Genomic DNA, 19,644 nt, shown 5'->3' with positions numbered 1-19,644 from the left:
CGTCTGTGCCCGATGCGCGCCAGCTTGGCAAGCCGGGCGGCGGCCGGCTCAGAGCGTGGTATTTCCGACTGTTACAGCCCGCGCCGGAACCGTCAGCCCGGCGGGCGGCTCTTCGCCGATCATCACCAGCTCGCAGGCTTCCATCAGCCCGGCGAACCAGGCCGCCAGCTCGGCGGGGTCCTCGGGGTGGGCCTGCTGCCCGGCGGGGGTGTCGAGCACGATCTTCGACGGCGCCCAGATGCAGCTCTGGCCGTTCTTCATCGCCCAGTCGAGCTCGGTGCGGGTGGCGACGACCTTGGCGCGCGGATCGCGGGCGGCCAGCATCCAGGCGTTCTGCTCGATCGCCAGCAGGTCGATGCGGCGCTGCGCCAGCGGGTGGCTGGCCTGGGGGCGGGCGCCCTCGGGCAGGCCGACGCAGAGGATCACCGGCGCGCCCAGGGCCTCGGCCTGGTCGAGCCAGCCGGGGAGCGCGGCATTGGCAATGGCGGCATTCGACAGGTAGATCACCCGCGGGTGCGGCCGTTCGCGGGCGGCATCCTGCGCCGCGCCCACCGGCTCGCCGTCGCGGGCGCGGACGATTTCCACCCCGAGCGCACCGGGGCCGCGGTCGAGCTTCTCGATGCGCACGAAGACCCGCAGCGCCTGCGGCTCGAGCAGGATGCGCTCGGCGATGCGCTCGGCCAGGGTCTCCAGAAGGTTCAGCCGTTCGGCCTCGAGCTCGGCGGCGATGGCCTCGGTGACCTTGTCGTAGGAGAGGATCAGGTCGACGTCATCTTCCAGCGCGCCCTTGCCGGGGGCCACCTCGACGACAACGTTGAAGCGCACGCGCTGGCGATGGCCGCGCTCGGCCTGGAAGGCGCCGATCTCGACCTCGACCACGTGGTCGCGCAGCGAGATGCGATCGCGCGGCGTTTCGTCCGCGGTGGCGATGGCGCGTTCGTCGGGATGGGCGAAGGCGAGACGGATTTCATCGGCCATGGCAGCGGCTCCGGATGCGAAAAGTGCCGCCTCTCTAGCAGGGGGCTGACGCCGGGGCGACCCCGACAACGGCGTGCCGGGGCAGAAAAGCGGCGCTCAGTTGCTGGTGCTGATGCGGTAGTTCGCGCCGCGGTAGAAGTAATGCGCGCCGATGGTGGCGGTTTTGGTGAACTTGCGGGCCCAGCTCGGACGCACCGCGCGGGTGTGGTAGTAGGTGGCGCCTTGGGTCAGCGCCCGCGGCGCGCCGGAGATCACCGCCTTGGCGACCTTGGCCACGCGGTCCCAGGCGGCCTTCTCGCTGACGTGCTCGGGGCGGCCGTCGCAGGTGTAGGAGAACTGGCAGGCGTGCAGCCGGCCGGTGCCCTGGTTCACCACGCCGCAGATCGAGCCGGGAAAGCGCGGGCTGTCGACGCGGTTCATGATCACCTCGGCGACGGCGAACTGGCCCTGCAGGCTTTCGCCGCGGGCCTCGAAGTAGAGCGCCTCGGCCAGGCACTGGAACTGCGCGCCGCCGGTGGCCTTGGGCTGGGCGGCTAGCCAGGCGCGGTCGTAATGGGGCACCTTGGCGTTGCCGGCAGAGACCGGCGTGATCATGCTGCGCAAATGTGAAGTATTTGCGGAACGAAGGGCGCTCTGTTCGAGTTTGACGAGGTGACGGATGCTGTCATGCTGGATGTCAGCGCGGACGGGAAGCGCCGCAAAGCATGCGGCGATGGCGATCGCGGTGGCACGAAACATTAAGGGCTCTCACAGCTCGGGGGGGCACCCCTTCGGATGCCGAAATCGGAGGCGACTTACAAAAAAGTCACCAATTCGTCCACCCGAGTGTGACGAGGCAAAAGGCTAGGGGCCGCGCTCCTTGTGGAAAACGCGCCAAATTGGGCGAAAATCGGCCTTTTCTATCCGATTTTCTCTTTAAGCGCGAGTTGCGCAGCGGCAAGTCGCGCAACCGGAACGCGGAACGGAGAGCAGCTCACGTAGTCGATTCCGGCCTCCCGACAGAATGCAATCGAATCAGGGTCGCCGCCATGCTCGCCGCAGATCGAGAGCATGATTCCGCGGTTGCCGTGTCTTCCGCGCTCCACTCCGATCTTGATCAGCTCGCCGACCCCCTCGGGGTCGAGCCGGTGGAACGGGTCCTCGGCAAAGACACCCTGCTGCACGTAATGTGACATGAAGCGCCCGGCGTCGTCGCGCGACAGCCCGTAGGTCATCTGCGTGAGGTCGTTGGTGCCGAAGGACATGAAATGCGCGTGCTGGGCGATCTCATCGGCGCGCAGGCAGGCGCGGGGGGTCTCGACCATGACGCCGAGCGAATACTCGAAGGCCCGGCCCCGTTCGTTGCGCACCGCGGCGGCCACCGCGTCGATGCGGGTCTTGACCAGTTCGACCTCCTTCATCGCCGAGACCAGCGGCAGCATGATCTCGGGCTCGACCGGCGCGCCGTCCTCCGAGGCGTCGATCGTCGCCTCGAAGATGGCGCGCGCCTGCATGTCGTAGATCTCGGGCACGGCGATGCCGAGCCGCACGCCGCGCATGCCCAGCATCGGGTTGTACTCGCCCATCGCCTCGACCCGGCGGGTCACGTCGCTGACCGGCAGGTCGAGCGCCTCGGCCAGATCGCGCAGCCCGGCGCGGTCGGTCGGAAGGAACTCGTGCAGCGGCGGATCGAACAGGCGGATGCACACGGGCATACCCTCCATGATCCGGAAAAGCTCTGTGAAATCAGCGCGTTGCATTGGCAGGAGCCGGGCGAGGGCGGCTTTCCGGTCCTCGGGACTGTCGGCGAAGATCATCTCGCGCATGGGGGTGATGCGATCCGCCTCGAAGAACATGTGCTCGGTGCGGCACAGCCCGATCCCCTGCGCCGCGAAGTTGCGCGCGGTGGCGGCATCGGCGGGGGTGTCGGCATTGGCGCGGATGCCGATGTCGCGGGCGTCATCGGCCCAGGACATGAAGGTGCGGAAGGCGTCGTCGAGCGCCGCCTCGACCATCGCCGGGGCGCCCGCGAGGATCTGCCCGGAAGAGCCGTCGACGGTGATGGTGTCACCCTCGCGGAACCGGCGACCATCCTGCGAAATTAACACCTTGTCGTTCAGCCGGAAGCCCATGTTGGCGGCGCCCACCACCGATGGCAGGCCGAGCCCGCGGCCGATCACCGCCGCGTGGCTGGTCATCCCGCCGCGCTCGGTCAGCACCGCGGCGGCCACATGCATGCCGCGCACGTCCTCGGGCGAGGTCTCGCGACGCACCAGCACGCAGGGCTCGCCGCGCGCGGCCGAGGCCTGCGCCTCGGCGGCGCTGAAGACGATCTTGCCGGTGGCGGCGCCCGGCGAGGCGGCGACCCCGCGGCCGATCACGTCGCGCTCGGCCTCGGGCGAGACCTGGCGGTGCAGCAGTTCCGACAGGCCGCGCGGCTCGACCCGCATCAGCGCCTCTTCGGGCGTGATGATGCCGTCCTCGGCCAGTTGCACGGCGATGCGCAGCGCAGCGCGGGGCGAGCGCTTCACCCGAACCCCGTCAAGGATATGCACGCGGCCGTTCTCGATAGTGAACTCGATCTGCATCTCGGCGCGCAGGCGCTGGCGCATCAGCCGCGCGTGCGCCTTGAGCTGCTCGAAGGCCTCGGGCGCCAGCTCTTCCAGGGATGGCCCGCGCGGATCGCGCTCGAGGAACAGCGACTTGCTCTCGTCATGCAGGGCGTCGCGGCCCTGGCTCTGGTGCATGTAGCGCCCTGTGATCTGCGGCAGGCCGGTGTCGGAGTTCACCAGCTGCAGCACGCCGGAGCCGCATTCGCCGGTGCCGAGCCCCAGCGCCATCTCCTGCACGATCAGCCCCAGCCCGGCATCGACCGGTGCGCCCTTGGCCTGGCGCAGCAGCCGGGCCGTGGTGCCCTCCCAGGCGCGGGCCATGGTGCGCAGCACGGCGGTGAGCTGCACCGCGGGATCCTGCGGGAAGGGCTCCTCGGCCTCTTCCTCGTAGGCGCGCAGCGCGTCCGACAGGCCCTGCTGGCCCACCGTGTCGATCTCTTCGAAGACATCCGGGTCGAGCCGCGCCACGTGGATCGCGTAGCCCATGACGAAGCGCATGTAGAGCGCCGAGGCGGCCTCGGCCCCGATGCGGTCGGAATACTCGACGAAGGTGGCATCGTTCATGCCGATGTTGAGCACCGAGCCCGGCCCGCCCCAGTCGGGGTCCTCGGACGACGGGCGCACGCAGAGCAGCGTGCCGGGCGCGAACTGGCCGAGGATCAGCGCGGGCGGGGGCACCTCGCCCTGCGCGATGCGGTGCACCGTGTCGAAGCTGAGCGCGACGGTGCGCGGCACCGGCAGCTCGAGCCGCACCAGCCGCTGCAGGCATTTCGCACGTCCGCCGTGGCTCGGCGTCGCGATCGGCGCCGAGGGGGTGATGAGCGTGACATGCGGGTCATCGGCCTGCATGTCTTTCCGGTAGGTGTCGGGCATGGCTGCGCCCCTGTATATCCGCAGTGCAGCCTATCCCGAAAAGGGTGTACCGCACTAATACCTTTTCAAAGGCCCGGTGTCTTGGACGGCCGTAACGGGGCGTAACGAGGCGGCACCGGCACCGGAATGACCACCCCGGGGCAGACCCGGGCCGGGAGCGCTCAGCCCTCGACGCGGGTGAGGTCGGCCACCTGCAGGCAGATCTGGCGGATCCGCGACAGCAGGTTCAGGCGGTTGCGGCGCACCACCTGGTTGTCCGAGTTCACCTGCACCGCCTCGAAGAAGGCGTCGATCGGCCCGCGCAGCGCGGCCATGGCGGCCATGGCCGCGGCAAAATCCTCCGCCTCCATCGCCGGCTTGATCTCGGCCTCTGCCTTGTCCAGCGCGGCGAAGAGCGCCTTTTCCTCGTCGCTCTCGGCGAACTTGGGGTCGGCGCCGAAGCTGTATTCGACCCCGTCCTTCTCCTCGGCCTGCGTCAGGATGTTGTTGGCGCGCTTGAAGCCCTGCACCAGGTTGCCGCCGTCCTCGGTCGCCAGCGTCTCGCTCAGCGCCGTGGCGCGGGTCACCAGCAGCGCCAGGTCGTCGCGGTTCGGCATGGCGAGGCAGGCGTCGATCACATCGTGCCGGATGCCCTCGTCGCGCAGGTGCACCTTCAGGCGGTCATGGATGAACGACAGCAGGTCGTCGCTGAGATCGGGCGAGTGGTTTTCCACCTGCGCGAGCCACTCCGGCGAGTCGCCCTCGAACTGGTCGATCACCGCGCGCACGGCCGAGCCGAAGACACCGTGCTGCGCGACCTCGCGCAGCATGTCTTCGAGCAGCGCCTGCTCGCGGTCGCCGTTGGCGTCGATCTGGTGGCGCAGAAGTTGCGCGTCGATCAGCCGGTCGAGATGCAGGCGCAGGCCGTTGTTCAGCACCAGCCGGATCACGCCGAGCGCGGCGCGGCGCAGGGCGAAGGGGTCCTTCGAGCCGGTGGGCTTCTCGTCGATCGCCCAGAAGCCGGTCAGCGTGTCGAGCTTGTCGGCCAGCGCCACGGCCACGGAGACCGGCGCGGCGGGCACGTCGTCGGACGGGCCGAGCGGCGAGTAGTGCTCCTGGCAGGCGGCGGCCACCTCGCCCGGCAGGCCGGCGGCCTCGGCGTAGTAACGGCCCATCAGGCCCTGCAGCTCGGGGAATTCGTAGACCATCTCGGAGGACAGGTCGGCCTTGGCCACAAGCGCCGCCTGCTCGGCCAGCGCCGCATCGGCGCCGACCATCGGCGCGATCTCGCGGGCCAGCGCGGCAATGCGCTCGATGCGCGCCTTCTGGCTGCCCATTTTGTTGTGGAAGGTCACGTTGCCGAGCCGCTCGGTCCAGGCGGTCAGCCCCTCCGACTTGGCGACCCGCAGGTCGTTCTCCCAAAAGAACTTGGCGTCCGACAGGCGGGCCGAGAGCACCTTCTGGTTGCCGGCGAGGATCGTCGCGCCATCGTCGGCGGTCTCGATGTTCGCCACGGTGACGAAACGCTCGATCTGGCCGGACGCAGCGTTCTTCACCGAGAAGAACTTCTGGTGCTCCTTCATCGAGGTCTGCAGCACCTCGGGCGGCAGCTGCAGGAATTCCTCGCCGATCTCGCCCATCAGCACCACCGGCCATTCGACCAGCCCCGAGACCTCGGCCAGCAGGCCGCGGTCGTCCACCACCTCGAGACCGGCGGCGAAGGCGCGGTTGGTGGCGTCATGCCAGATGGTGTCGGCGCGCTCGGCAGGATTCAGCACCACCTTGGCGTGCTTCAGCTTGGCCTCGTAATCGTCGAAGGAGCTGACCTCGAAGGCCTCGTCGCCCATGAAACGGTGGCCGCGCGTGGTCTTGCCCGCGGCGATCCCGTCGATCTCCAGCGGCACGACCTCGGCGCCCTGCTCGTCGGAGAGCAGGCAGATGATCGAATGCAGCGGACGCACCCAGCGCAAGGTGCCGGCGCCCCAGCGCATCGACTTCGGCCAGGGGAAGTTGCGGACGGTCTTTTCCAGCACCTCTGCGACGATCTCGGCGGCCGGGCGGCCCGGCTTCTCGATGATCGCGAAGAGCACGCGGCCCTTCTTGTCCTCGCGCTCCTCGCATTGTTCGCGGCTCACCCCGGCGCCGCGCAGGAAGCCCTCGATGGCCTTCTCGGGCGCGTCGACCTTCGGGCCGCGGCGCTCTTCGCGGGTGGCGGGGGAGGCGGCCAGCAGGCCCTGAACGGTCAGCGTCAGACGGCGCGGCGTCGAGAAGGCGGCGGCGCCCGCGTAGGTCAGACCGGCCTCCACCAGACCGTCGGTGACGAGCTTCTTCAGGTCCTCGGCGGCGCGGGTCTGCATCCGGGCCGGGATTTCTTCGGAAAAGAGTTCGATCAGCAGGTCGGGCATGGTCTCACCAAAGCAAAGTTCGGATGCGGGGATAGACCCGTAAGGCGCTGGCGTCCAGCCGTTTGCGGGAAAGCTTTGGCAGATGCGCGTCGGGTCGGTGTGGTGGCGGGTGGATCGGGGTGGCCCGGCCGCGGATCAGCTGCGCGGCATCTTCAGCACGACGTTGCGGCCACCCTTCACGTAGCGCAGCTCGTCATCGTCGATGGCGGCAATGCGCCCGCCGTCGATACGGTCGCCGACCTGCACCTTCTGGTACTTGCCCGAGGGCAGGCGGATCAGCGCGCGGCGGTCCGAGTCCTTGCCGTAGATGCCGATCAGGCTGACGTCGCGCAGGTCGATCTGATCGCTCAGGGTGGCGTTCTTCGCCACGTTGGCGTTCTGCGGGATGCTCGGGCCGGGCGCGATGGCCGGCGCATTCGAGGCCTGCTTGGCCGCCTCCGCGACGATCGCCTCCATGCTGCGCGGCCGCGGCAGCGGGGTGAGCGAGGCGCCGATCGCCTGATCGGTCACCGGCAGGTCCAGCGCCGCCGCCTCTTCCTGTGCGGTGAGCGGGCGCATCTCGGGGCGCATCTGCTCGAGCTCGGCCAGCGACACACCGCCCAGCACCGCGCGTTCGGTCTGTTCGATCAGGTCGCCCGGACGTCCGCGCGGACGGAAATCCGCCAGCGCGGGATCGGCGGCGGTCTCCTCGGTCTGCTCGGGCGCGGCGCCGTCGGCGCTCTCGCCCTCGGTGGCGGCGGCCGGGTCGGCGGGCGTCTCCGGCGCCGCCTCGGGGGCGGGGTCGCGCAACGGCGGGGTCTGCGGCGGCAGCCCGCTGAAGATGCGTACCCCGTCGGGCGACACCGTGCCCTCGGGCGAGGCGCTCACCAGCCCACGGTCGTCAAGGTCGAAGCGCACGCCGGGACCGGGCGGCAGGCGCACCGGCTCGAGGCTCAGGTCATCGCGTGGCCCGGCATCGAGATCGGGCAGGGCGACGGCGTCGAACTGCTGCACCTCGGGATCGATCGAGGCGACGTAGACATCCTCGGCATTGGTCTGCGGCGGGCGGTCGGGCGGGGTCGGTGCACGCTGCCAGATGCCGGTGACCGCGTAAGTCGAGGCGGCCTCGTCGCTGGTCATCAGGTTCCGCGCGCTGACCTGCGGCGCGGGCACCTCCTCGAAGCCTTCGCTCTCGGCGGGCGGCAGCTCCAGCGCGGCGAGCACGCTGTCGGCGTCTTCCTCGGGGTCCGCCTCCGCCTCGGGCAGAACGGCGGCTGCCGGGATCGGCGCGGTGATTTCCTCCGTGGCGCTCAGCGCCGCCGTGTCCTCCTCCGCAGGGCTGAAGAGCCGCGAGATCTCCTCGCCGAGGAAGACCGAGGAAAAGGCCGCTACCGCCGCCAGGAAGAGCAGCAGGAGCACGGTCAGGATCAGGCCGAGGAAGCGCGGCTTGCCGCCGACCTTCTGCCCGCCGCGCGCACCGAAGACGGTCAGGCGCTCGCGCTCCTCTTCGGGGGTCAGCGAGGCAGCGGCCCGGCGCGCCCGGCTGTCGGCATTGCCCGATTCCCGGCGCAGCGCGGCGACGCGCGCCTGCCCGGACACCGGGGCGCTGCCCGAGGGATCCAGCGGATGCGAGACCGGCGGGCGCGGGGTGACCTGCTTGATGCCCTGCGTCGTGCCGGAGCCGGTTTCGGGCTCTTCCGGCGTGCGCGGCGGTGTCGGCGGGGCAATCGGCGCGGCGGGCTCGATCTTCTCGCGGCGCTTGCCGAAGCCGAAGGGGCGGCGTTTGCCGGACTGTGCCTGTGCCTGTGCCTGTGAAGGGGCTTGTGACTGGGAAGGGGACTGGGCCCCGGGTGTCCCTTCGGAAACGGCCGCCGGGCCCGGCAGAGGCGCGTCGACAGGCGCCGCAGGCGCCGGCGCTGCGGGGTCGGGTGTCGGCGCCGGAGCGGGCCGCGTGGCGGCAGGCGTCTCGCGCCCCATGCTGAGGCGTGGTGCGGCGGCGGGGGCGGCAGGCGCCGGGCTGCGGCTGGCACGGACGCTGGTGAAGCTCGGCGCGGCGGGTTGCGCGGTCGGGGCGCTCAACGCGGCGGGGGCGGGCACCGGCGGCGGGGCCTCGGGGAAGGGCGCATGCGCGGGTTCCGGCGCCGCGTCTGCCTCGGGTGCCGGGGCTGGGGGCGGCGTGTCAAAGGCGAGGCTGGCCTGACGCTGCCGAGCCTCGGCACGGACCGGCGTCTCTGCCGGTGCGGAGTCGCTTGCCGCCCGCGCGGCTTCGGCGGGCGTCTGGGCGTCGGGTGCCTCGGGGGCCGGTGTTGCGACAGCGGCGGGCGCTGCCTCGGCAACGGGGGGCTCTACTGGGACAGCGGCCTGCGCCGTCTCGGGGTCCGACTCGACGCGCGGCGCGGCCTCTGCATCGGGGGCAGACGGCTCCTCGGGGTCGGACACGGACTGCGTGTCGGCCCGCGCCACGGCGGCGCGCACCTCGGGCTCTTCCGCCTCGTCGAGCGGCAGCAGCACGACCTTGCCCGGACGCTCCGGCGCCGGCCCCTGCCAGCTTCCGGCGGGGCCGAAATAGGCGGTGCCCCGGAAGGTGCCAGAGGGCGGGATGGCGGCGAAATAGACCGGCGAGAATCCGCGGTCGCGCAGGAAGCCCTCGGCCTCCTCCAGCGACTCCCGCGCCACGGCGGCGCCGAGCAGCGTGGTGCCGGACAGCGACCAGTCCAGCACAAGCTCCGCGACCGGGTAGGGCGTCGCCCCGTCGAGCGCCGCCTCGAGCGCCGCGCGGCGGCCGTCGTCGGTGCCGGGATCGGGCAGCTCGACGTAGCGCACCTGGTCGTTGGGCAGGAACAGCGCAACCTGCGTCCCCGTGGGGCCAAGCGCCTGCGCGCGCTCGCGCATCGCGTCGAAGCCGTCGGCGGAAAGATCGCCATCGGCCAGGGCAAGCCAGCCGCCGGCCTCGCGGCGCAGCAGGGTCAGCCCGTCGGATGAAAGCGAAAGCGCGAAATCTGGTGTCATGCGCGGTCTCTAGCACTGCTCGTGGAGCCAAGGGAGTCTCCGGCTCCTTCCGCGCAGCCTACAGCAGGAGTTTGCTCAGCGGAAGAACCGGGGCCGCCCGGGCCTTGTCGTTTGCCCGCTCCCTACCGACATTGTGAGCGGAATACCAAGCCAAAGGATGTGCTCATGACCAGTATCCCCCGCCGCGCCGCTCTCATGGCCGCCACCTGCCTCGCGCTGGCCGCCCCCGCGCTGGCGCAGGCGCAGGAGGCGCCGCTGCCGCGCATCACCGTGACCGGCGAGGGCGAGGTGGCCACGGCGCCCGACATGGCCACCGTCTCGCTCGGCATCACCGCCGAGAACGCCGAGGCGGGCGCCGCCATGGACGAGGCCTCGCGCGTGGCCGAGGCGCTGCTGGCGCGGCTCGACGAACTGGGCATCGCGGCGGCGGACCGGCAGAGCTCGGACATCTCGCTGCGGCCGGTCTGGTCGAACGGCGATGACGGCACCGCGCGCGGGATCACCGGTTTCGAGGCGGGCAACCAACTGAGCGTGCGGGTGCGCGATCTGGATCGGCTCGGCGACGTGCTGGGCGCTGTGCTCGAGGATGGCGCCAACCAGCTGTCCGGCCTGAGCTTCGGCCTGCAGGAGCCAAAGCCGGTGATGGAAGACGCGCGCCGCGCCGCCGTCGCCGACGCGATGGACAAGGCCCGCGTGCTGGCCGAGGCCGCCGGGGTCACGCTCGGACCGGTGATCTCGATCGCCGAGGCAGGGGGCGGCCATGCCCCCGCGCCGATGATGGAAATGGCCCGCGCCTCGGCGGTGCCCGTGGCGGCGGGAGAGACGGTGGTGAGCACGCAGGTCACCATGGTCTTCGAACTCGACGGCGCGCCGGAATAAGCGCTGTCCCCGCGGGGACAGCACGGGGAGAGACCCCAAAGCTGACTCGCGTCCCCGCGGGGACGGGGATGCGCTCTCGCCGATTGGTACCCCATCCACCCCTGTCCCCGCGGGGACAGGGGGCCCTTAGGCAGAGGTTTCTCAGGCAGGGGGCTCTCAGGCGCCCGGAGCCGCCGAGAGCGTGCGCCCGGCGGTGCGCAGGTCGACGAGTTTCTTGAACAGGTCGAACCAGAACTGCGCGCCGAGGGTGACGCCGAAGGCGATGAGCAGCCAGCCGATCACCTGGCTCGGAGACGGCCAGTGATAGCCCATCGTGCCTGCCGCGGCCTTGCAGGGGATATGTGACAGGGGAACGAGGTCGAGCGGGCCGGCCCCTTCGGGTTCGGCGACGTTGCAGACCCACCCCACCTCGACATTCAGCCTGCCGAGATTGGCGATGAGGCTCTGGTATTCCGCGGCCAGCCTGACGTCGCCCGTTGCGTCCTCGCCGAGACCGCTGACCACGTTCCTTGCGATCTCTGCGCGTTCGGTCAGGTTCTCCTCGAGCATCAGCCGTTCGGCATAGCCGAGGATGTCGATGTTCGAGCCGACGGCGAGCACGAGGCCGATGGCGAAGAGCATCTTGCGGGTGCTGCGCAGGTACCAGCCCTGCGCGCGGGCGACGACCTCGGCGTATTCGGCCTCGACCTCCTGCCGCTTGAGATCGAGGCAGGTGCGCAGCCCGGAAAGCTGCAGGTCGACGAGCGCCGAGATCGAGCCGACCTTGCGCAGCGCGAGTTCCTTCTGCAGCGCGTCGAGCGGCAGCGCGCCGAGGGTCGTCTCCAGGAGCTTGCGATAGTCCTCCCGCTCGGTCTGCGCCTGTGCCTCGAGCTCCTCGAGGCGATCCGGGTCGAGGAACATCTCGAGCACCGTCTGCGCGACGCGGCGCGGCTCGATCGCCGAGGGCAGGCGCTCCTTGCCCGGCAGGTACTTGTGGTCGCCGCGGTAGAACCAGCTGAACCAGCGCCGTCCGGGCCGCATGAGCGCCTGCACCTCGGCCTTGCCGAAGAAGTGCCGGACCAACTCGGGCTTGTCCTGTCCCGCCGCGGGCGCGGTGTCCGGCGCGGCGTTCTGCTGCCTTTCAAGCAGGTTGCCGATTGCCTCGGCCAGAGTCTGTCCCCGCAGGTTGCGCAGGTTGTCGGCGATGACCTCGTTGACCGCCGCGGCGAGCAGGGTGAAGAGGATCATCACCGCCAGCACGCCGAGCGCGGCTTCGAGGAGGGCTCCGAAGGGCATGGTGATCTCCTTTGGCTAGGCAGGGCATGGCACGGGGGCGTTGGCCGGACAGGGACGGGCGTGTTAAGCAGACGTTAACGCCTGCGTGATTGACGTCTGCATGGTTAACGACTGCCTAGTTGACGTCTGCCTGGGCGCGCCCCGGACCCTGCCGGTCCCGAGGCTCTATGCAGGAAGGCGCCGCCTGGCCGCCTTCCCTTGCGTGTCCTCGGTGCACGGTCAGCTGAAGAAGGGCGGAACGCCACCCGAGGTGATGACATGCGGCTTGGCGCTTTCGTCGAAGGCCCGCACCGTCATCTCGAAAAGGTCCTTGGTGTAACACAGGGCCTGTTCCTCGAGGATGCCGAGCGCGATCTTCTCGCCCATGCGCAGGCTGTCGTAATAGTCGGTGAAGTAGTGCACCCCGGCCATGTTGCGCCCGATCGAGATGTTCGCGGCCAGCTTGTTGAGTTCGCCCTCGAGGGTGAGCCGGTCGTCCGAGTCCACGACCTCGAGGCGGTCGGCGATCGGGTACTCGCATGCCGAGTCGCCCTTCTTGCCCTTGTGCTTGTGGCCGTGACCGTTGTCCGCCGCGGTGTCGTCGATCACGAAGCGCACGGGCTGCAGCTCCTCGTCCGGGTCCCTTCGGAAGCCGACCTCGCCATCCGCGTCCCGCACGAGCACGCAATCGGTGTCGAAGAAGGCCTTGAGGATGGTGATGCAGGCTCCGGCGACGGTGGCATGGCCCGCGCCGTAGGCCGGGTGCATGGGCGAGCCTTCCTTGAAGGCCATGGGCAGCAGGTGCGTTGCCGTTCCGATCTGCCCCTGATTGTGCGCACCGATCGCCGCGAGCAGGCTCGGAGTCGCCGCATCCGGCGCGGCATCGAGCGCGTTGCGCATGTTGGTGAAGGGGCCGCCGGCGGGTTCGATCACCCCGGCCTTGTGGATGCGGGCGGCCAGCGCCTCGGGACGCAGGCGGCGGTGGTTGTTGAACTTCTGGAAGCGCACCGCCTTGAGCGCCCGTGTCGCCACCTCGGTCACCAGAGTCAGCACGTGCGGCCCGCCCCAGAGCGCGAAGCCGCCGGTGCCGGACTTGTCGTAGGGCCCCATGCCCGAGAGGTGATCGAAGCCCTTGTCAAAGGGGGTTTTCTGGCCGAGCAGTATCAGGCAGGCGTTGAGATAGGCCTGGTAGAGCGCGTCGAAATGCACGTAGGTCGCCATGTCGCGCGGGGTGGTGATGAAACGGTGATCGCCGCTGAAGGCTTGCTTGTCGGCATGCGGCACGTCTTCGCCGTTCTGCACGCTCAAGTAGCTCGCCTCGTCCATCATGAAGTCCACGGGCTCTGCCCGCGGCACCCGCTGGTCGATGCGCTGGGCGCCGTAGGCGATGTGGCCGTCGGTGGCCTGCTGCGGGCCGCCGACCACGGCGTTGCCCATCAGCAGGAACTGCGACAGGTAGGGGCCGGTCCCGACGCCGGGGGCCGAACCGCGGAAGACGGTGCCGCGGCTGACCTGCCCGGGGCTGCCGCTTGCCGGAACGGGGATACGGGGCCTGGCGGGGATGTCCTCCGGCCCTTGATCGTCGGGCTCGCCAGCGGCGATGCGGGTGGCCTGATTGGGCGCATCCGGCGCGAGCGGCGGGCCGGCCTCGCCGGGGTACCCCGCCGCGGCGTAGCCGAGCGAGTTCAGGCGTTTCACCGCATCGTCGATCCGTTGCACCCCTGGATCATTGGGGGCCGTGCCGGCGGGCAGCGCGCCGTCGGTGAAGAGCTCGAAGGGCACGTCGCGCAACAGGGCCAGCTCGTAGACCTCGGCGATCTCGTAGGTGAGCTGCTGCGAGCCGAGCCGCGGCGGCGGCGGCATGGTCACCGATTGCGGGTCGGGGCCCTGCAGCGAGAAGACATGGCCCGCGGTGGGGGCCTCCCATTTGCGCTTGCCGCCGCCGTTCAGCACGTGCGGCGGCAGGCTGAGGGTGAAGTAGTCCACGACACCGTGCGCGATGGCGAGACGGAACAGGTGGAAGTGGTTGGGGTCCTGCACCATCAGCGTGCCGGGGTCGTGTTCGAGCCCCTTGGTGAAGCTCATCGGCACGCCTTCCAGCATCTCGTCGCCGTTGCAGCGGTGCTCGGCGTGGTCGCGGGAGGTGGCGACTTCGGCCGCGTGCTGGCGGATGGCCTTGGCGAAGTACTTCCGGGCGGAGGGGTCGCCGGTGAAATTCTGGGTCATGGGTAAAATCCTGCAAATGAAATGAATGGAGAGGTGCGAAAAAGGGGCAGGACTGGTCATGCGAGGTCTTCACAACATAACACGTGCAGGTTGTCATCCGAAGCCGCGGATCGGGCTTCGGGGGGCGGGGTATTCCTGACTTTCAGAGGGTTTCGGGCGCCCACGGCGCTCAGGCGCAGGGGCCGGGCGGAAGGTCCGGGCAGGGTGTCGGGCACGCCGGTCAGGCGCGGGGCATGACCTCGACGCAGAGCACGGTGGGCAGGTGCCGGGCCAGCTCGCGCCAGCTGTCGCCCTCGTCGAAGGAGCCGAAGACCGAGCCCGAGTTGGTGCCGAAGAACACCCCGGCGGGCTCTGCGGCATCCACCGCCATGGCCTGACGCAGCACGGTGAAGAAGCAACCCTTCTGCGGCAGCCCGTCGCGGCAGTCCTGCCAGCTCTCACCGCCGTCGCGCGAGCGCCAGACGGCTGCCTGCGCGTCCGGCGGGTAGCGGCCGTCCATGTCGCTGTTGAGCGGCAGGGTCCAGATCGTGTCGGGATCGCTGGGGTGCAGTCCGATCGGAAAGCCGAAGGTCGAGGGCAGCCCCTCGGTGATCTCGTCCCAGCTGCGCCCGCCGTCGCGGGAGCGGTACACGCCGTGGTGGTTCTGCTGGTAGAGCAGGTCGCCATCCCCGGCGGCGCGGCCCATGTTGTGCACGCAGTGCCCGGTCTCGTGGCCGTCGCCCGCGGCGGGGTGGCTGCTGGGATGGGCGGGGGCGTTGGAGCGGCGGTTGCGGCGCTCCCAGGTCGCGCCGCCATCCTCGGTGGCAAACACCCCGGCGGCGGAGATCGCGAGCCACATGCGTTTCGGATCCGCGGGATCGGCGACGATGGTGTGCAGGGTGAGCCCCGCCGCGCCGGGCATCCAGTCGCTGGCGGAGGGGTGGTTGCGCAGGCTCTCGACCTCCTCCCACGTCGCGCCGCCGTCGCTGCTGGCGTAGAGCGCGGCGGGCTTGCCCCCGGCGAAGAGCGTACCGCCGGCGGGCTTCAGCGACCAGATCGCCTGCAACTGGCCGGTGTAGGGGGCGGGGCCGGAGGGTGTGGCGCCGAACTGCGCGGCGAGCTCGGGGTCATTGGCGATCCACTCGTCCATCTGCCCGCCGGCGAGCTTCGACAGCTCCCACCCTTCTGCGTACTGGCCGCCGTTCGGGGCGCCGGTCCTGCGCCAGACGCCAGCGCCGAACCACTCGTTGCCGCCCGCGGCCCAGATCGTGCCGGTCTTGGCGTCGCCCGCCATGTGGTTGATCGGCCAGCCGTCGCAGAAGGGGCCCTCGGCGGACCAGCCGTCTGCGTCCTTGGAGAGCAGGAAGGCGCCCTTGGTGGTGCCGACAAGTAGCGTGGGTGCGGTGCTCATGGGACCTCCTCCGGCCTTTGAGTTGATATCAACCTACCATGAGTCTGTCGGCTTCGCGAAGGGGCTTGTTGGCGGGGCCGCGGGATTCCGCGCGGGGTGGTGGAACGGCTCAGCGCATCCAGAGCCCGGCGCGCTTGAGCGGGTTGCGGATTCCCTGCTCGCGCCGCGGCAGGTCGGCGCGGTCGAACATCGCGCGGACCTTGGCGCCGCGGCCCTGGTAGATGTAGCGCAGGAAGGGCTCGTGTTCCTTGAGCAGCTTCTTGATGCGGTTGGGCGCGGCGATGGCCTCGAGGAACCCGATGATCTCGTCGCTCTCGCGGGCGTAGAGCAGCGGCATGGCGCGGTAGTGGCAGCTATGGCTGCCGTCGAGCATCCCTTCGGGCAGGGTGTGCCGCCCGCCGCCGAAGCTGTGGATAACCAGCGGCAGCACCACCTGGTCGAGCCAGGGATCGAGACTCTGGCAGACCAGCGCCTCGGGCGGGTCGTCGCGGACCTGCAGGGCGTAGTCGAGGAACCGCTGGCCGAAGCGATGCGGGCATTCGTGGAAGAAGAAACCGGCGTTGAAGTAGAGGTAGCGCTGCCAGTACTCGTCGGGCCACGACAGGTCGAGCGAGCTTTGGAAGTCGAGGCCGAAGCGGTCGTAGAGGGCGCGCCAGGTCTCGGTGTAGCCCGGCCCGTAGAGTTCGATCTTCGGCCAGGTGTCCTCGCGCTGCATCGAGGCGGTGGGGCGGGCGAAGTCGAAGGGCACCTCCGACAGATCGCCGGTGATCAGCGTGTCGGTGTCGAAGAAGACGAAGGCCTCGTCCGCGGGCAGGGCCACGAGCGCCTCGATCTTGTTGCCATAGGGGTAGGCCTGTCCGAAGTGGCGACTCTCGAAGGGCACGATGCGGGCGCCGAGGTCGCGCAGGATGTCGCAGGCCTCGGGCAACATGCGCGGATCCGCGTCCCAGAGCGGGCCGGGCTGCGGCTCGGCCACGAAGAGCCGGGCGCGGCCCTCGGGGGTGGTGGCGTTGAGCGAGAGGGCGAAGAGCACGGCCTCGTACTGCAGCCGCCCCGACTGGCCGACGATGAGGATGTTGAGCGGCGCGTCGCGCTCGGGGATGCCTGTCATTCTGCCCGGTCTTCGCCTCTGTTTGCGGCACTATAGGCGGGAAGCGCCCCGCCCGGAAGCGGGCGGCGGCGTGGCGTCGGTGGGCTGTGGCATTGCGGGCAGCGCACCGATCCGCCCGGGAGCAAGCCGAAGGCGCCGGGCGCTCTGGTGAGTTTGTGCAACGTTGAGAGGTCGCCCGGACTTGGCCGGGATAAAGCGCAGACCTCCACCGTTGCAGCGCCACCCCACGGGCAGGCGCGCGCCCGGCTCGCGTTGCGCGGCGATGGCAAAAAGCGCCAGCGCCCCCCGCACGGCAAAGGCGTGCGCCTATGCAGGTGCACGCCTTCGGTTGGAGAAGCGCACCTTCGGTTGGGGGCGCGCACCTTCGGTGTGACGGGTAGGCGCTTGCCCGGCACCTTCGCCTTGTTCAGGTCAGGGCCGGCACAGAGCCCTCAGAGCGTGATCGGCAGCAGCACCTCGGGCTCGATCACCTGCACGCCCGCCAGACCCTCGGCGAGCTTGGCGGCGGATTGCTCCAGCGCCGGGAAGGTGCGGTAGTGGCCGGGGATCACCGTGTCGAAGTCGAAGTAGGTCTTCGACGCCCAGGCGGCCTGCTCCATGTCCATGGTGTAGTAGCCGCCGCAGCTCAGGATGCCGATGTCGGGTTTGTAGTACTGCCCGATCCAGGCCATGTCGGCCATGATCGCGGTGTCGCCCGAGAAGTAGATGGTCTTGCCTTCGCCCTTGATGATGAAGCCCGTCTCCATGCCCGCGTACTTGGGGCCCTCGTCGGTGGGCAGCGAGGAGCTGTGCGAAGCGGGCACCATGCTGACGGTGACATTGCCGAAGCTGATCGTGCCGCCCTTGTTGAAGGCATGGCCCTCGACCGCGCCCTTGCCGTGCAGTTGACCGGCCAGTTCGACCATGCCCGAGAGCGGCGCCTTGGTACGCTGCGAGACCTCGACGGCATTGTCGGTGTGGTCGAAGTGACCGTGGGTGATGAGGATTTGCGTGACGTCCTTCAGCGCGTCCTCGATGCGGTCCTCGGGGAAGACCGGGTTGCCCTTCACCCAGGGGTCGATCAGCAGGACCTGATCCTCGATCTCGATGCGGAAGGAGCCGTGTCCGAGCCAGATGATGTTCATGGGGTGTCTCCCGAGCCTTGCTTCAGTGATGCGTCGAGGCGGAGGGTAGCACGCGGAAAATGGCGGGCAAGCGAAGGGTTGGCGTGTCGCGTGGCCGAGCGGGCAGGGCCCGAAAAGGAACTGCCGGCCAGGCGGGAGGGCCTGGCCGGCAGACCCCTGAGCGGCGCGTGCGCGGGGGGTGGGATACGCCGACGCGCTGCTCGGGAAGCCGGGAGATCAGGGGAGGCTGATCAGAAGAAGCCCAGCTTGTTGGGGTTGTAGCTGACCAGCATGTTCTTGGTCTGCTGGTAGTGGTCGAGCATCATCTTGTGGTTCTCGCGTCCGACGCCCGATTGCTTGTAGCCGCCGAAGGCCGCATGGGCGGGGTAGGCGTGGTAGTTGTTCACCCAGACCCGGCCCGCCTCGATATTGCGGCCGAAGCGGTAGGCGCGGGTGCCGTCGCGGGTCCAGACGCCGGCGCCGAGCCCGTACATCGTGTCATTGGCGATGGCGAGCGCCTCGGCCTCGTCCTTGAAGGTGGTGACGGACACGACCGGGCCGAAGATCTCCTCCTGGAAGACCCGCATCTTGTTGTGGCCCTTGAGGATGGTCGGCTCGATGTAGAAGCCGTTCTCCAGCCCGTCGATCTGCGCCGCCTTGCCGCCGGTCAGCACCTCGGCGCCTTCCTCGACACCGATGGTCAGGTAGGACAGGATCTTGTCCTGCTGCTCCTGGCTCGCCTGCGCGCCGACCATGGTGGACATGTCGCGCGGATCGCCGCGCTGGATCGCCTCGACCCGGGCGATGGCGCGCTTGATGAACTCCTCGTAGATGTCTTCCTGGATGAGCGCGCGGCTCGGGCAGGTGCAGACCTCGCCCTGGTTGAAGGCAAAGAGCACGAAGCCCTCGACCGCCTTGTCGAGATAGGCGTCATCCTCGGCCATCACGTCGGAGAAGAAGATGTTGGGGGACTTGCCGCCCAGCTCCAGCGTCACCGGGATGAGGTTCTCGGTCGCCGCCTGCATGATCTTGCGCCCCGTTTCCGTGGAGCCGGTGAAGGCGATCTTGGCGATGCGCGGGCTGCTGGCGAGCGGTGCGCCGACTTCGGCGCCCATGCCGTTCACGACATTGAGCACGCCGTCCGGCAGCAGGTCTGCGATGCATTCGATCAGCACCATGATCGCGGCGGGGGTCTGCTCGGCCGGTTTCAGCACGATGCAGTTGCCGGCAGCGAGGGCGGGGGCGAGCTTCCAGGCCGCCATCAGCACCGAGAAGTTCCACGGGATGATCTGCCCGACCACGCCGAGCGGCTCGTGGAAGTGATAGGCCACGGTGTCGTGGTCGATCTCGGACATATTGCCTTCCTGCGCCCGCAGCACGCCGGCGAAGTAGCGGAAGTGGTCGACCGATAGCGGGATGTCGGCGGCCATGGTCTCGCGGATCGGCTTGCCGTTGTCCCAGGTTTCCGCCGTGGCGATGAACTCGAGGTTCTCCTCGATGCGGTCGGCGATCTTCAGCAGGATGTTCGAGCGCTCGGCGGCGGAGGTCTTGCCCCAGGCCTCGCGCGCCGCATGGGCGGCGTCGAGCGCCAGCTCGATGTCCTCGGCGGTGGAGCGCGCCACCTCGCAGACCTTGGCGCCGGTGATCGGGGTGATGTTGTCGAAATACTGGCCCTTCACCGGGGCGGTGAACTTGCCGCCGATGAAGTTGTCGTAGCGGGTGCGGAAGGGCGATTTGTATTCGGCCGCGACCTGGGTCATCTCGTTCATGTCTGTCCTCCTCAGGGCCCGGTCCTCCACCGGGTATGCAAGGAGTGTGGCGCCCCGCGCAGGCCGCGTCAGCCGGGGGGAAGTGGCCGGGAGGGCGG

12 protein-coding genes are annotated in these 19,644 nt (G+C 69.6%); 1 reads left to right on the top strand and 11 read right to left on the bottom strand.

Annotation, left to right across the window (positions count from 1 at the left end):
• Positions 1-48: 48 nt before the first annotated feature.
• The 5 genes from LC039_RS05110 to LC039_RS05090 all read right to left on the bottom strand — a co-directional run bounded on the left by LC039_RS05110 (position 49) and on the right by LC039_RS05090 (position 9,814).
• Positions 49-978, bottom strand: a complete 930-nt coding sequence (locus LC039_RS05110) for a dihydroneopterin aldolase (RefSeq protein WP_226621982.1) — start codon at positions 976-978, stop codon at positions 49-51.
• A 96-nt stretch (positions 979-1,074) separates the two neighbouring features.
• The gene (locus LC039_RS05105) at positions 1,075-1,716 is read right to left on the bottom strand and encodes a cell wall hydrolase (protein WP_226621981.1); all 642 of its coding nucleotides are present in this window, start codon (positions 1,714-1,716) and stop codon (positions 1,075-1,077) included.
• Positions 1,717-1,877: 161 nt separating this feature from the next.
• A complete protein-coding gene (locus LC039_RS05100; protein ID WP_226621980.1) occupies positions 1,878-4,442 on the bottom strand; it encodes a putative PEP-binding protein in 2,565 nt (854 codons plus the stop codon).
• A 161-nt stretch (positions 4,443-4,603) separates the two neighbouring features.
• Positions 4,604-6,826: a glycine--tRNA ligase subunit beta gene (glyS, locus tag LC039_RS05095; RefSeq protein WP_226621979.1), complete on the bottom strand. Its 2,223-nt coding sequence runs from the start codon at positions 6,824-6,826 to the stop codon at positions 4,604-4,606.
• 135 nt (positions 6,827-6,961) lie between these two features.
• Entirely contained in the window at positions 6,962-9,814 is a 2,853-nt protein-coding gene (locus LC039_RS05090; protein ID WP_226621978.1) for a hypothetical protein, read from the bottom strand.
• Positions 9,815-9,979: 165 nt separating this feature from the next.
• Here LC039_RS05090 and LC039_RS05085 point away from each other — a divergent pair, with 165 nt between their 5' ends.
• Complete coding sequence (locus tag LC039_RS05085; RefSeq protein ID WP_226621977.1) at positions 9,980-10,693, top strand: SIMPL domain-containing protein; 714 nt, start codon at positions 9,980-9,982, stop codon at positions 10,691-10,693.
• Between the two features lie 156 nt (positions 10,694-10,849).
• On the opposite strand, the gene LC039_RS05080 is transcribed toward LC039_RS05085, so the two are convergent.
• The 6 genes from LC039_RS05080 to adh form a co-directional block, all read right to left on the bottom strand.
• The gene (locus tag LC039_RS05080; RefSeq protein ID WP_226621976.1) at positions 10,850-11,968 is read right to left on the bottom strand and encodes a hypothetical protein; all 1,119 of its coding nucleotides are present in this window, start codon (positions 11,966-11,968) and stop codon (positions 10,850-10,852) included.
• 219 nt (positions 11,969-12,187) lie between these two features.
• Positions 12,188-14,173, bottom strand: coding sequence for a vanadium-dependent haloperoxidase (locus tag LC039_RS05075; protein ID WP_226621975.1), 1,986 nt, complete (start codon positions 14,171-14,173; stop codon positions 12,188-12,190).
• A 220-nt stretch (positions 14,174-14,393) separates the two neighbouring features.
• Positions 14,394-15,563, bottom strand: coding sequence for an exo-alpha-sialidase (locus LC039_RS05070; protein ID WP_226621974.1), 1,170 nt, complete (start codon positions 15,561-15,563; stop codon positions 14,394-14,396).
• A 109-nt stretch (positions 15,564-15,672) separates the two neighbouring features.
• Positions 15,673-16,674 carry a hypothetical protein gene (locus LC039_RS05065; protein ID WP_226621973.1) on the bottom strand — a complete coding sequence of 334 codons (1,002 nt, stop codon included), beginning with the start codon at positions 16,672-16,674 and terminating at the stop codon, positions 15,673-15,675.
• 431 nt (positions 16,675-17,105) lie between these two features.
• Positions 17,106-17,798 carry a metal-dependent hydrolase gene (locus tag LC039_RS05060; RefSeq protein ID WP_226621972.1) on the bottom strand — a complete coding sequence of 231 codons (693 nt, stop codon included), beginning with the start codon at positions 17,796-17,798 and terminating at the stop codon, positions 17,106-17,108.
• Between the two features lie 230 nt (positions 17,799-18,028).
• Positions 18,029-19,546 carry an aldehyde dehydrogenase gene (gene adh / locus LC039_RS05055; protein WP_226621971.1) on the bottom strand — a complete coding sequence of 506 codons (1,518 nt, stop codon included), beginning with the start codon at positions 19,544-19,546 and terminating at the stop codon, positions 18,029-18,031.
• Between the last annotated feature and the right edge of the window lie 98 nt (positions 19,547-19,644).

The organism is Alloyangia pacifica, from assembly GCF_020524285.1.
GTDB classification, from domain to species: Bacteria; Pseudomonadota; Alphaproteobacteria; order Rhodobacterales; family Rhodobacteraceae; genus Salipiger; species Salipiger pacificus_B.
This window is presented reverse-complemented; position numbering and strand designations above follow the sequence as displayed.